11 protein-coding genes are annotated in these 13,910 nt (G+C 65.2%); 6 read left to right on the top strand and 5 right to left on the bottom strand.

Annotated features, from left to right (window positions below; translation table 11 throughout):
- A complete protein-coding gene (locus tag ACVILL_RS15320; RefSeq protein ID WP_456729810.1) occupies positions 1-1,290 on the bottom strand; it encodes a dicarboxylate/amino acid:cation symporter in 1,290 nt (429 codons plus the stop codon).
- A gap of 217 nt (positions 1,291-1,507) precedes the next feature.
- Here ACVILL_RS15320 and ACVILL_RS15315 point away from each other — a divergent pair, with 217 nt between their 5' ends.
- Positions 1,508-2,509: an NADP-dependent oxidoreductase gene (locus ACVILL_RS15315; RefSeq protein WP_456729809.1), complete on the top strand. Its 1,002-nt coding sequence runs from the start codon at positions 1,508-1,510 to the stop codon at positions 2,507-2,509.
- Between the two features lie 172 nt (positions 2,510-2,681).
- Here the strand turns inward: ACVILL_RS15315 and ACVILL_RS15310 are convergent, their stop codons facing one another.
- The gene (locus ACVILL_RS15310; protein ID WP_456729808.1) at positions 2,682-5,849 is read right to left on the bottom strand and encodes an efflux RND transporter permease subunit; all 3,168 of its coding nucleotides are present in this window, start codon (positions 5,847-5,849) and stop codon (positions 2,682-2,684) included.
- Between the two features lie 10 nt (positions 5,850-5,859).
- The gene (locus tag ACVILL_RS15305) at positions 5,860-7,017 is read right to left on the bottom strand and encodes an efflux RND transporter periplasmic adaptor subunit (protein WP_456729807.1); all 1,158 of its coding nucleotides are present in this window, start codon (positions 7,015-7,017) and stop codon (positions 5,860-5,862) included.
- A 250-nt stretch (positions 7,018-7,267) separates the two neighbouring features.
- Here ACVILL_RS15305 and ACVILL_RS15300 point away from each other — a divergent pair, with 250 nt between their 5' ends.
- The 4 genes from ACVILL_RS15300 (at position 7,268) to ACVILL_RS15285 (ending at position 11,230) form a co-directional block, all read left to right on the top strand.
- The gene (locus tag ACVILL_RS15300; protein ID WP_456729806.1) at positions 7,268-8,068 is read left to right on the top strand and encodes a cysteine rich repeat-containing protein; all 801 of its coding nucleotides are present in this window, start codon (positions 7,268-7,270) and stop codon (positions 8,066-8,068) included.
- The gene (locus ACVILL_RS15295; RefSeq protein ID WP_456729805.1) at positions 8,010-8,276 is read left to right on the top strand and encodes a hypothetical protein; all 267 of its coding nucleotides are present in this window, start codon (positions 8,010-8,012) and stop codon (positions 8,274-8,276) included. The genes ACVILL_RS15300 and ACVILL_RS15295 overlap by 59 nt, the downstream gene beginning before the upstream one ends.
- A 216-nt stretch (positions 8,277-8,492) precedes the next feature.
- Complete coding sequence (locus ACVILL_RS15290) at positions 8,493-9,623, top strand: FAD-dependent monooxygenase (RefSeq protein ID WP_456729804.1); 1,131 nt, start codon at positions 8,493-8,495, stop codon at positions 9,621-9,623.
- Complete coding sequence (locus ACVILL_RS15285; RefSeq protein WP_456729803.1) at positions 9,620-11,230, top strand: benzoate-CoA ligase family protein; 1,611 nt, start codon at positions 9,620-9,622, stop codon at positions 11,228-11,230. The genes ACVILL_RS15290 and ACVILL_RS15285 overlap by 4 nt, the downstream gene beginning before the upstream one ends.
- 252 nt (positions 11,231-11,482) lie before the next feature.
- Here ACVILL_RS15285 and ACVILL_RS15280 read toward each other — a convergent pair whose 3' ends face one another.
- Complete coding sequence (locus ACVILL_RS15280) at positions 11,483-11,995, bottom strand: MarR family winged helix-turn-helix transcriptional regulator (protein ID WP_456729802.1); 513 nt, start codon at positions 11,993-11,995, stop codon at positions 11,483-11,485.
- Positions 11,985-12,617, bottom strand: coding sequence for a maleylacetoacetate isomerase (maiA, locus tag ACVILL_RS15275; RefSeq protein ID WP_456729801.1), 633 nt, complete (start codon positions 12,615-12,617; stop codon positions 11,985-11,987). Before maiA ends, ACVILL_RS15280 begins: the two co-directional genes overlap by 11 nt.
- A 149-nt stretch (positions 12,618-12,766) precedes the next feature.
- Between maiA and gtdA the strand changes: the two genes are divergently transcribed.
- Positions 12,767-13,807, top strand: a complete 1,041-nt coding sequence (gtdA, locus tag ACVILL_RS15270) for a gentisate 1,2-dioxygenase (RefSeq protein WP_456729800.1) — start codon at positions 12,767-12,769, stop codon at positions 13,805-13,807.
- Positions 13,808-13,910: the final 103 nt, after the last annotated feature.

The raw sequence follows: 13,910 nt of genomic DNA, 5'->3' as shown, positions 1-13,910 counted from the left end.
TCAATGGCCGGCCATCACGGCGCCGGGCACCGCATCCTGCGGCACCGCGTCGTCGGGCCCGAGCTCGTGCTCGGCCTTCAGCTCGCCCTCCCACTTCGCGACCACGGCGGTCGCCAGCGAGTTGCCGATCACGTTGGTGGCGCTGCGGCCCATGTCGAGGAAGGTGTCGATGCCCATGATCATCAACAGGCCCGCCTCGGGGATGCCGAACTGCGACAGCGTCGAGGCGATCACCACCAGCGAGGCGCGCGGCACGCCGGCCACGCCCTTCGAGGTGATCATCAAGGTCGCCAGCATCGCGAGCTGCGTGCCGAGCGACATCTCGATGTGGTAGGTCTGCGCGATGAAGATGCTGGCGAAGGTGCAGTACATCATCGTGCCGTCGAGGTTGAAGGAATAGCCGAGCGGCAGCACGAAGGCCGAGATCCGCGACGAGGCGCCGAACCTGTTCAGCCCCTCCAGCGTCTTCGGATAGGCCGCCTCCGAGGAGGCGGTCGAGAACGCGATCATCAGGGGCTCGCGGATCAGCCGCAGCAGATGACTGTAACGCGGCCCGATCACAACGAAGCCGACCGCGACCAGGATGCCCCACAGGATCAGCAGCGACAGATAGAAGCCGCCCATGAAGACGATCAGCTTCCAGAGCACGCCGAGGCCGTTCTTCGAGACGGTCGCCATGATCGCTGCCCACACCGCGATCGGCGCGAACAGCATCACGTAGCCGGTGACCTTGAGCATGATGTGCGCGAGGTCGTCGATCAGGCTCATGATCGGCTTCGACCGCTCAGGCATGGCGCCGAGCGCAACCGCGAAGAATACCGCGAACACCACGATCTGCAGGATCTCGTTCTGCGCCATCGCATCCGCAATCGAGGTCGGGATCAAATGGGTCAGGAATTTCTCGATCGAGAAGGCCGAGACCGGCAGGCCGGTGGACTGGCTCTTCTCGGGCAGCGTGCCGGGGAAATTGGCGCCGGGCTGCAACAGATTGACCATCACGAGGCCGAGCAGCAGCGAGACGAAGGAGGCGGAAACGAACCAGCCCATGGTCTTGGCGAAGATCCGCCCGAGCTTGGCGCCGCTGCCCATGTGGGCGATGCCGCCGACCAGGGTCGCGAACACCAGGGGCGCGATGATCATCTTGATCAGGCGCAGGAACAGCATCGCGATCAGGTTGACGTCGGCTGCGATCTCGGCTCGGCTGTCAGGCAGATAGTTGAAGACGATCGTCCCCATCGCGATGCCAAGGACCATCGCAATCAGGATGTACTGCGTAAACCTGTTCGACATTCTCTTACCCCCGTAAGTTCCCGGCGAACGGCAAGTGTGGCAGATTTACGCAGCTACGCAACACGCTTCGCGTCGAGCGGGACTTTGCCGAAACGTTCCCGTTGTGGAATGCCAGCGCGCGGACTAGCGTTCATGCAGCGCACAATCTGTGCAATGAGCTGCGTACGCCGCAGTCAATTGCGTGCGAAACGGCCAACGCCAGGGGGAGACATCGCCAATGAACGACACCGTCAATCGCCAGATCCTGCTTGTCGAAAAGCCGACCGGCAAGCTTGGGCCCGAGCATTTTCGTCTGACCAACGGCGTGATCCCCGCGCCGAAGGACGGCGAGGCGCTGGTGCGGACGCGCTACATCTCGCTCGACGCCGCCAACCGCGCCTGGATGCACGGCGCCACCTACCGCGCTGCGGTGGAAGCCAACACCGTGATGGCCGGCGGCAGCATCGCCGAAGTGGTATCGTCCAATGACCTCGGCCTGAAGCCGGGCGATATCGTGTTCGGCGACACCGGCTGGCAGGACTATGCCGCCGTGCCCGCCAAGCATCTGGCGAAGATGCCGAAGCTCGAGCCGATGACGCATCTGCTCAGCGTCTACGGCGTGGCCGGCCTGACCGCCTATTTCGGCCTGCTCCATGTCGGCAAGCCCAAAGAGGGCGAGACCGTGGTGGTGTCGGCGGCTGCCGGCTCGGTCGGCTCGATCGTCGGCCAGATCGCCAGGATCAAGGGCTGCCGCGTGGTCGGCATCGCCGGCGGGGCGGACAAGTGCCATTGGCTGACGAGCGAGCTCGGCTTCGACGCCGCGGTCGACTACAAGGACGGCGCGACCTACAAGGCGCTGCGCGCAGCCGCACCGAAGGGCATCGACGTCTATTTCGACAATGTCGGCGGCGATATCCTGGAGGCCTGCCTGGCGCAGATGAACAACCGCGGCCGCATCGCCTGCTGCGGCGCGATCTCACAATATGACGGCGTCCCCTCCGCGCACGGCCCGCGCGGCGTGCCCGGCCTGATCGTGGTGAAGCGGCTGGTCATGCAGGGCTTCATCGTGATGGACTACATGGACCAGCGCGATGCCGCGCTCGCCGATCTGCAGTCCTGGGTCGCCTCGGGCAAGCTGAAAGTGCAGGAGGACGTCATCGCCGGGATCGAGAACACCCCGCAGGCGCTGATCGGGCTCCTGGCCGGCGAGAACCGCGGCAAGCGCATGGTGAAGGTGTAACGGGAAAGCCAAGCGTTGCTGCAAATTCCGTCATCCTGAGGTGCGCGCTCTTGCGCGCCTCGAAGGATGCACGGCCCGGATGCGGCAGCGTGGAAAAAGGCGGGCCGTCGACCCTTCGAGACGGCCGCTTCGCGGCCTCCTCAGGGTGACGGGGATAGATAGGTGCGCGGGGCTAATGCGCCGTGCCTGACGTTTCCGCTGCCGCTTGCGGCGTGGCCTTCCCCTTCTTCGCCTTGCGACGGTTCTCGAAACTCTGCACCACGACGAAGAACGCCGGCACGAACAGCACGGCGAGGCAGGTCGAGGCGATCATGCCGGAAAATACGGTGATGCCGATCGACTTGCGGGCGTTGGCGCCGGCGCCGGTCGCGAGCACCAGCGGCAGCACGCCGAGGATGAAGGCGAACGACGTCATCAGGATCGGCCGGAACCGGGCGCGCGCCGCGTCGATCGCCGACTCCAGCACCGGCTTGCCGTCGCGGATGTGATGCTCCAGCGCGACCTCGACGATCAGGATCGCGTTCTTGGCCGACAGCGCGATCAGCAGGATGGTGCCGATCTGGGTGTAGAGATTGTTCTCGATCCGAAGCGACGTCAGCACCAGCATGGGCCCGAGCAGCGACAGCGGCACCGCCAGGATCACCGAGATCGGCGCGTACCAGCTCTCATATTGTCCGGCGAGCACGAGGTAGACGAGCAGCAGCGCCAGCGCGAACACGAAGTAGATCTGGCTGCCGACTTCCTTCTCCTGGTACGACATCGCCGTCCACTCATAGCCGGTCCCCGGCGGCAGCGTCTTCGCGGCGATCTCCTCCATCAGCGCCATCGACTGGCCGGAGCTGTAGCCCTGCGACGGCAGGCCGATGATCGAGGCCGACGGATAGAGATTATAGAGGCTGATCAGCGACGGTCCGACCGACGGCGTGATCTTGGCGACGGTGCCGAGCGGAATCATGTCGCCATTGCTGTTGCGCACCATCATGTTCTCGATGTCGCGCAGCGTCAGGCGGGATTGCGCATCGGCCTGGGTATAGACCTGGAAGGTGCGGCCGAACTTGGTGAACTGGTTGACGTAGCTCGCGCCGAGATAGGACGACAGCGTCGAGAAGATCTGGTCGGTGGTGACGTGCAGGGTCTGGGTCTTGATGCGATCGACGTCGACGTCGAACTGCGGCACCATCGAGCGGAACGACGACTGGACCCGCTGCAGCGCACTTTGCGTCTGCGCATTGCTGACGACGGCACCGGTGACCGCCTGCAGCTTGCCGTAGTCGGCGTTGCCGTCGCGCAGCTGCACCTGCATGGCAAAGCCGGCGGCGTTGCCGATGCCCTGGATCGGCGGCGGCGGGATCACCAGGATGCGCGCCTCCGGGATCGCCGCCAGCTTGTCGTTGAGGCCGTAGACCAGCGAGCGCAGATCCTCGCCGGGGCCGCGCGAGTCCCAGTCCTTCAGGATCACATAGGCGACGCCGGCATTGGCAAGGCTCGACGAGTTGTCGAGTGCGGAGATGCCGGCGATGGAGACCACCTGCTCGACGCCCGGCGTCTTGCGGGCGATTTGGGTGACCTGATCGAGCACCTGCTGGGTGCGATCGAGCGCGGCGCCGTCGGGCAACTGCACGGCGGCGAGCAGGTAGCCCTGGTCCTCGATCGGAATGAAGCCGGTCGGCACCCGTGACAGCCCGTAGCCGGCAATCCCGATCAGGATCAGCGCGACGAGGACCGAGGTCTTGGCGTGGCCGGCAATGCCGCCGATGATCCGCGTGTAGCCCCGCTCGACGCGGTCATAGACCGCGTTGAAGCCGCGGTAGAAGAAATTGCGCTGCTCCGGCGGCACCGGCCGGCGCAGCCACAGCGCACACTGCGTCGGCTTCAAGGTCGCGGCGTTGACGGCGCTGAGCAGCGCGGTCGCCGCGATCACCAGGGCGAATTGCGCGTACATCCGCCCCGTCAGCCCCGGCAGGAAGGCCGCCGGCAGGAACACCGAGATCAGAACCAGGGTGATGCCGACGATCGGCGCGAACAGCTCGTCCATCGCCTTGATCGCGGCGTCATGGCCGGACATGCCGCGCTCGATATTGTGCGCGGCGCCTTCGACCACCACGATGGCGTCGTCGACCACGATGCCGATCGCGAGCACGATCGCAAACAGCGTCGACAAATTGATGGTGAAGCCCAGCGCGGCCATCGCCGCGAACGCGCCGATGATGGTGACCGGCACGGTGGTCGCCGGCACCAGCATCGCGCGCCAGTCCTGCAGGAACACCAGGATCACGACCAGCACCAAGAGCCCGGCCTCGATCAGCGTGCGGTAGACCTCGTTGATCGAGGCCTGCACGAATTTGGTGGTATCGAACGGCGTGTCGTACTGGATGTCCTGCGGGAACTGCTTGGCGAGCTGCGCCACCTTCTTCTGCACTTCCTTTTCGACCTGCAGCGCATTGGCGCCCGGTGACAGGAACACGCCGATGCCGGTGGCCGGCTTCTGGTTGAGCGAGAACACCTGGCTGTAGGTCTGCGCGCCGAGCTCGACCCAGCCGAGATCGCGGACGCGGGTGACGTCGCCGACATTGCCCGTCTTGACGATGATGTCCTCGAACTGGCTCGCGTCATCGAGCCGGCCGTTGACGTTCAGCGTGTACTGGAACGCCTGTCCCTGCGGCGCGGGCGGCGCGCCGACCTGGCCCGCGGTGACCTGCTGGCTCTGCTGCTGGATCGCCTGGATGACGTCCTGCGGCATCAGTCCGCGCGCCTGCAGCTTGTTCGGATCGAGCCAGACCCGCATCGAATATTGCCCGGCGCCGAACACCGTGACGTTGCCGACGCCCGGCAGGCGCGACAGCTCGTCGCGGATGTTGATGGTGGCATAGTTCGCCAGGAACAGGCTGTCGTAGGTCTTGTTCGGCGAGGTCAGCGTCACGAACAGCAGGATCGAGGTCGACCGCTTCTGCACCGTGACGCCCTGGTTCTGCACCGCGGTCGGCAGCTGCGACAGCGCCGAGGAGACGCGGTTCTGCACCAGCACCTGCGCGAAGTTGAGGTCGGTGCCGATCTTGAAGGTCACCGTCAGCGTGTAGGTGCCGTCGGCGCCGCTGTAGGACTGCATGTAGAGCATGTCCTCGACGCCGTTGACCTGCTGCTCGATCGGCAGCGCCACCGTGTCGATCACGGTTTTTGCCGACGCGCCGGGATAGCGCGTCGTCACCTGGACCGTCGGCGGCACCACGTCGGGATACTGCGCGACCGCGAGGTTGAACAGCGCGACCCCGCCGATCAGGATCATCAGGATCGCGATGACGTTGGACAGGACCGGGCGCTCGATGAAGAATTTCGAGATCATGGTGCGCCCCTCACTTGGCCGGTGCCGGCGGCGCGTCGCCCTTCTGCATCTGCGGATCGACCTTCTGTCCCGGGATCGCGCGCAGCAGTCCGGCGGTCACGACGCGGTCGTCGGCCTTCAGCCCGCTTTCGATGACGCGCAGGTCGCCCTCGAGCTGGCCGGTGGTCACCTTGCGCTGCTCGACGACGTTCTCGCTGTTCACGACCAGTACATAGCGCCCGGCCTGGTCGCTGCCGAGCGCGACATCGGGCACCAGCAACGCATTCTGCTCCTGGTCATAGGGCACGCGAACCCGGACATAGAAGCCCGGCAACAGGGTCCGATCCGGATTGGAGAAGATGCCGCGCACCGCGAGCGTGCCGGTCGACTGGTTCAGCGTCGGCGAGATGTAGTCGAGCTTGCCCATGTGCGGATAGCCGGTCTCGGTCTGCAGTCCGACCTCGACCGGCAACTGCCTCAGTTCGTTCACCGTCATGCCGCGGCGGCGCGCCTCCGCACGAATACGCAGCACATCCTGTTCGTTGACGTTGAAGTTCACGTAGATCGGATCGAGCGCCACGATCGTCGCAAGCTGCGTCGGAGAAGACACGCCGACGAGCTCGCCGATCGAGACGAGATGGTTGCTGACGATGCCGTCGAACGGCGCGTTGACGCTGGTGTAGCCGTAATTGACCTGCGCGATGCTGGTGTTGACCTGCGCCTGCTGCAGGCTGGCCTGCGCATTGTCGCGGGTGGCGGTCGACGTATCGAGGGTCGCTTGCGATACGGCCTGTCGCTGCACTAGGTCGGCCTGACGCTTGTAGTCGGTTTCGGCCTGCTTCAGCGTCGCCTGCGCGCCGACTTCGGCGGCCTGCGCCTGCTCGACCTTCAGCTTGTAGGTCTCCGGCTCGATCGTGAACAGGGTGGTCCCCTCCTTCACGAAAGTGCCATCCTGGTAATTGATCGCTTGCAGGAAGCCCTGTACGCGCGCGACCAGGTCGACACTCTTGATCGGCGCGGTGTTGCCAGTGGCGTCTAGATAGCGCGTGATGGCGCGCTGCACCGGCGGCGCAACCTCGACCTTGGGCGGCGGCGGTGCAACAAAACTGTTTTGCTCGCAGGCACTTAAACTGACAAAGGCCGATATGACAAACGCCGCGCGCGGCAGTCCCGCGCTTCGCAACCGCACAAAATTGGTCCGACCGATATGTGCCGACGCGTGCGCATGCCTCATTTCCGAGCCTCGATTTGAAATGACTCAATTCAAAAACGTAAGAGCGGGCAAAAAAATGAGCCTGCTTCATCCATAGCAACAATCCGCTTGCAGCGGAACTCGAAAGCGAAAATGATGCCGCTCGCGAAGGTTGTTACATCAAGCATTTTCAGAACGCAGTTCAGTTGAGCCGACAGCTTCCGGCGCAACGAGAGGATTTATTCAGATGATCAATGCGTTGACACGTGCAACCAAGCTTTCCGCATGGCTTGTGCTTGCGGCATTCATGAGCACCGCACCGGCCTTGTCGCAGGCGCCGTCCCAGGCGCAGCGCGACGCCATCAAGTCGCAATGCCGCAACGACTACATCGCACATTGCTCAAGCATTCCGCCCGGCGGCGCGGAGGCATTGCAATGCCTGCAGAAGAACATGGCAAGTCTCGGCTCTGGCTGCGCCAGCGCGGTGAAGGCCGTTGAAGCGCCGGCCGCAGCACCTGCGGCAGCCAAGACCGATGCCGCCAAGACTGATGCCGCCAAGACTGATGCTTCCCCCGCCGCGGCGGCCAAGCCCGCCACCGAGGCCGCGGCACCCAAAGCGGCCGGGGCGCCGTCGAGCGCGCAGGTTGCGACGATCCGCAGTGCATGTCGCTCCGATTATCCCAAGGTCTGTGCGGGTGTGCCGACCGGCGGCGCGCCGGCGCTGCAATGCCTCGAAAAGAACAAGGCGAAGCTTTCGCCGACCTGCGAAAAGGCGGTGGCCGCCGCCGGCGGTGGTGGCGCCGCACCGGCCGCCGGCGCTGCGGCGACGACGGCCGCACCGGCGGCTGCGCCGACGGTGATCGTGTTGCGGCCGCTACGGCCGCGCGAAGAGCTGTTCGTGCTGCGCTCGGCCTGCGGCGGCGACGTCCGCTCGATCTGCGGCGGCGTCGATCCCGGCGGCGGGCGGATCGTGAAATGCCTGGCCGACAATGCGGGCTCGCTGTCGCCAGGATGCCGCGACGTGCTGGCGCCGTTCGCGGCGCGATAGTCCCGCTGCCGCGCTGCTGTGCGGCACGACCGCCGTCTACGCCCAGGAGCTGACCGCGGCGCAACGCGACGCCTGCATGGGCGACTACGAGAAGTTCTGCAAGAGCATGACGCCTGGCGGCGGGCGCATCATCGCCTGCCTCGCCAAGGTGAACGACAAGCTGACGCCCGCCTGCAAGAAGGTGCAGGCGGAAGCGGAAAAGAAATAGCCGCGCGAGTGGTGAGACGGCATGTGCCCGGCGGATCGCCGGGCACGGAACCGTTGTCGGCCGCCGAGTGTCGGTCGGTGGGGTCAAGGTCCGCCGCTACTGAGTCTTTCCCCGTCACGCGGGTAGCCGCGCGCATTTTCCCTCTGGCGTTCCCGCCGGAGGGCGATTAGTCTGGACCCAAATTGTAAGTACACTGTCAATCTTGGGAGGCAGACGTTGCGGATCGCCGTGATCGGCGGAGGGCCCGGCGGGCTCTATTTCGCCTATCTCTGGAAGAAGCGTCATCCTGACGCCGAGATCGATCTGTTCGAGCAGAACGCGGCCGGCGCCACCTGGGGCTTCGGCGTGGTGTTCTCCGAGCAGGCGCTGGACTTCCTGCGCGCCGACGACCCCGAGACGGTCGACGCCATTACGCCGCGGATGGAGAGCTGGAAGAACATCACCCTCAATCTGCGCGGCGAGAGCGTCGAGATCGACGGCGTCGGGTTCTCGTCGATCGGCCGGCTGGCGCTGCTGACGATCCTGCAACAGCGCGTGCGGAGCGTTGGCGTCACGCCGCGATTCGATACCGTGGTGCAGTCGGTCGACGAGCTCAGGGGCTACGACCTGATCGTCGCCGCCGACGGGCTGAACTCGATGGTCCGCCGCGGTTTCGAAACCGCGTTCGGCGCGTCGGTGTCGCATTCCACCAACAAGTTCGCCTGGTACGGCACCACGAAGCCCTTCGCGACGCTGTCGCAGACCTTCGTGGCGACCGACCGCGGCAGCTTCAACGCCCATCACTATCGATACGCGAAGGACATGAGCACCTTCCTGGTCGAGTGCGACGCGGCGACCTGGCAGGCCTACGGCTTCGCCGACAAGACGATCGAGCAATCGCAGGCGATCTGCGAAGACGTGTTCGCCGCGACGCTGGACGGCCACAGACTGATCTCGAACAAATCGCTGTGGCGCAATTTCCCGTGGATCTGGAACGAACGCTGGTCGCACGGCAACATGGTGCTGATCGGCGACGCCTTGCATTCGGCGCATTTTTCGATCGGCTCCGGCACCCGGCTTGCGATCGAGGACGCGATCGCGCTGACCAAGGCGCTGGAGACCGAGAGCGGTATTGCCGCCGCGCTTGCCCGCTACGAGGCCGAGCGCAAGCCGATCGTGAAGAAGCTGGTCACCGCGGCGCGCACCAGCGCCGACTGGTACGAGCACTTCCCCGAACACATGAAGCGCGACCTGATGGATTTCGCCTACGGCTACATCACCCGCTCCGGCCGGATCGACGACGCGCGGCTGCGCGCGATGTCGCCCGCTTTCATGGCCCGTTACGAAGCCGCAAGGGGACAAGCATGACCGGGATCGCCGACCAGGTTCCGCCTGATAATCCCGGCACGCGCGAGATCAGCTTTACGATCGCTGAACGCTACAATGCGAGCCGCATCCTGTTCGACAATCTCGGCAACGGCAATGCCGAGCGCCTGGCGCTGACCGGCCCGGCCGGCACGCGGACCTATCGCGAGCTGTGTGTTGACGCGGCGCGCTGGGGACACGCTTTCGCCTCGCTCGGGCTGAAACGCGGCGACCGCGTGCTGCTGTTCCTCGACGACACGCCGGCCTATCCGGCGGCGTTCTTCGGCGCGGTGCGCGCCGGTTTCGTGCCGCTGCTCATCAACACGCTGACGACACCGGAGTTGCTGCAATTCTATCTGTCCGACGCCGGCGCGCAGGTCGCGGTCACCGACGCCGAGTTCTGTTCGCGCTTCAACGCCGAAGCCTGCAAGGACACGCCGCTGCGCATGCTGGTCGTGGTCAACGGCACTCCTGGTGAGCACGCGGTTGCCGAGGCACGCGTGGCGAGCGAATGGCTGCAAGGGTTTCCGACCGAGCTCGACGCGGCCGACACCCACCGCAACGAGATGGCGTTCTGGATGTATTCGTCGGGCTCGACCGGCCGCCCGAAGGGCATCGTGCATCTGCAGCACGACATGGCCTATAGCGAGCAGGCCTTTGCCCGCAGCGTGCTGCAGCTCAAGCCTGGCGACATCTGCTTCTCGGTGCCGAAGATCTTCTTCGCCTACGGCTTCGGCAACTCGATCACCTTTCCCTTTTCGGTCGGCGCCGCCACCTTGCTGTTGCCGGGCCAGCCGAAGCCGGCCGCGATCTTCGCGGCGATCAAGCAATTTCGGCCGACCGTGTTCTTCGGCCTGCCGACGCTCTACATCTCGCTGACCAAGGCTGACGGCGCCGATACCGCCGATTTCTCGTCGCTGCGGATGGCGGTCTCGGCCGCCGAGGTGCTGTCGGCCGACGTGTTCAACGGCTGGAAAGCGCTCACCGGGCTCGAGATCATCGAAGGCCTCGGCTCGACCGAGGTGCTGCACATCTATCTCTGCAACCGCGCGGAGCAGAAGAAGCTCGGCGCCGCAGGCCTTCGCGTACCCGGCTACGAGATCATGCTGCGCGACAGCGACGGCCGCGAGGTCGGCGACAATGAGGAAGGCATTTTGTGGGTGCGCGGCGATTCCGCGACACCGCTGTACTGGAACCGGCCGGACAAGACCGCCGAGACCGTGCGCGAGGACGGCTGGATCTACACCGGCGACCGCTTCATGCGCGACAGCGACGGCTTCCACTTCTTCCGCGGTCGCGCCGACGATCTGATCAAGATCTCCGGCCAGTGGGTCTATCCGCTCGAGGTCGAGCTCTGCCTCGCCGATCATCCCGATGTCCGCGAATGCGCCGTCTACGCCGCCGAATTGCCGGACCGCCGCATGACGCTGCGCGCCGTGGTGGTGATGAACAAGGCCGGCTTCGACGCCGATGAAGCAACGCGACGGCTGCAGGATTATGTCAAGGCCAAGCTCTTGCCGTACAAATATCCGCGCGAGGTGAAGTTCAGCGACGAGCTGCCGAAAACCGGCACCGGCAAGATCGACCGCCAGGCGGTGATGCGGATGTGAGGCGATGGTGCGCCGCAGCGCTCCGAACTGTTGGTCCGGCCTCAATCCCAGCCATCTCGCCCGGGGCTTACCCCTCTCCCCACCCTCCCTCACAAGGGAGGAGGGAGCCCGACCCACGTGCTCACCTCACCGGAGGAAAGCCGTAAGGAAGGCGCCGACGGAAGGGTTCCCTCCCCCCTTGTGGGGGAGGGTTAGGGAGGGGTACCACACAGATGCTCTCTCAATATGCCTTCTCGCGACGGAGCCCTGCCTTCAACCCGATCTGCCCAGATGTTCGAGCGCATCCTCGGCGCGCAGCGGCACCCGCGACGCCTCGTTGTTGAGATCGACGAGTTGGGTCAAGAGCGAGAGAAGCGTCTTGCGGTCGGCCGGCTTCAGCGGCTGCAACATGCGCGCCTGTGCCTTGTCGACCGAGGGCATGATGTCGTTGAGCACGGCTGCTCCGGCTTTGGTGAGGTAGAGCAGCTTGACGCGCTTGTCCTCCGCCGCCGGCTTGCGCACGATGAACTCCTTGGCCTCCAGCCGCTCGATCACGTTTCCGAGCGTGGAGCGGTCGAACGCGATCACCGCGGAGAGCCTGGTAGCGTCGATGCCGGGATGGGTCGAGATCGTGACCAGCGCGGCGTATTGCACCGGCGTCAGGTCGAACGCCTTGCACTCCTCGATGAACAGCGCGACCGCGATCTGCTGCATCCGCCGGAACAGATAGCCGGGCGCGGTGTAGACCGCATCCATGGTGACGGGCGTTGGCTTGCTATTCGGCATCGGGCTGCTTGTCCGGTGCGGCGTCGGCGAACGCCTTGACCTGCTTGGCCGCGGCCTCCGCCTTGAGCAGGCGCGGATAGGCCGAGACGTCGACGCCGAAACGCCGCGCATTGGCGAGCTGCGGCACCAGGCAGAGGTCGGCAAGCGTCGGCCGGTCGCCGAAGCAGAACGGCCCCTGCTCTTCCCCGATCAGGGTCTCGCAGGCCGACAAGCCCTCGCGGTTGGCCCAGGCCGCCCACTCCGTCACCTGCTCCTCGGGCAGGCCGAGCTTGCGCAGCCGCGCCAGCACCTTCAAGTTCTGCACCGGATGGGTGTCACAGGCGATCGCCTGCGCGAACGCCCGCACCTTGGCACGTCGCAGCGGATCGGTCGGCAGCAGCGGCGGATTGGGATTGGTCTCGTCGAGCCATTCGATGATTGCGAGCGACTGGGTGAGGATAGCGCCGGCGTCGCTCTCCAGCGTCGGCACCAGCCCCTGCGGATTGATCGCGAGATAGGCCGGCGCGCATTGCTCGCCCTTGCGCAAATGATGCGGCAGATGCTCCGGTGTGAGCCCCTTCAGGTTGAGGGCGATCCGGACCCGGTAGGACGCGCTGCTCCGGAAATAGCCATGCAGCTTCATCGGAACCTCCCTTGCACTGTTTTGACGCGTTTTCTTCACGCGAACCGGTATCCACTTCGCTCGAAAACGCTCTGGCTTGATTGACGCTAGCCATATCGTCAGTATACTGTCAATTAAATTGAACCAACAAGAATGATGGGAGGCTTGCCATGGAAGCCGTGCAGAAGACCCCCGAGCGCGAGGCGTTCTACAGGAAGATCGACGGCCAGAATTTCTCGGCGCTGTGGAATGTGATGAACGATCTGATCACGCCGGAGCCGAAGAGCGCCTGCCGCCCGCATCTGTGGAAGTTCGACCAGATCCGCGACTACATGAACGAGGCCGGCAGACTGATCACGGCCAAGGAAGCCGAGCGCCGCGTGCTGGTGCTGGAAAACCCCGGCCTGCGCGGCCAGTCCAGGATCACGACCTCGCTGTTCGCCGGCGTGCAGATGGTGGTGCCGGGCGACATCGCCCCCGCCCATCGCCACGCCCAATCGGCGCTGCGCTTCGTGCTCGAGGGCAAGGGCGCCTTCACCGCAGTCGACGGCGAGCGCACCGCGATGGCGCCGGGCGATTTCGTCATCACGCCGTCGATGACCTGGCACGACCATTCCAACGAGACCAGCGAGCCGATGTTCTGGCTCGACGGGCTCGACATCCCGATGGTGCAGTTCTTCGACTGCTCGTTTGCCGAGGGCGCCAAGGAAGACCAGCAGTCGATCTCCAAGCCGGCCGGCGCGAGCTTCGCGCGTTACGGCCACAACCTGCTGCCGATCGACCGGAAGCGGACCTCGAAGACCTCGCCGATCTTCAACTATCCCTATGAATACACCCGCGAGGCGCTGGAGAAGGCGAGGACCAGCGACGAGTGGGACGCCTGCCACGGGCTGAAGCTGAAATTCTCCAACCCGGAGACCGGCGATTTCGCGATGCCGACCATCGGCACCTTCATCCAGCTGCTGCCGAAAGGCTTCAAGACCGCGCGCTATCGTTCAACCGACGCCACCGTGTTCGCCGCGATCGAGGGCAAGGGCCGCACCCGGATCGGCGACCAGACCTTCGAATGGGGCCCGCGCGATCTGTTCGTGGTGCCGAGCTGGCACTGGGTCACCCACGAGGCCGACGCCGACGCCGTGCTGTTCTCGTTCTCCGACCGCCCGGTGCAGCAGAAGCTGGACCTGTTCCGCGAGGATCGGGGGAACGCGTAATCAGGAATGCGTGGTCGCTGTCGTCCCGGCGAAAGCCGGGACCCATACGCCGCGGCTTCAGGAAGGGCAAGCGGCGAGTCATTCATCTTGCAAGCGCCAGTGG

Source organism: Bradyrhizobium sp. USDA 3364, assembly GCF_054056355.1.
The sequence above is the reverse complement of the archived record's forward strand: the minus strand, read 5'-3'. Positions and strand labels throughout refer to the sequence as shown.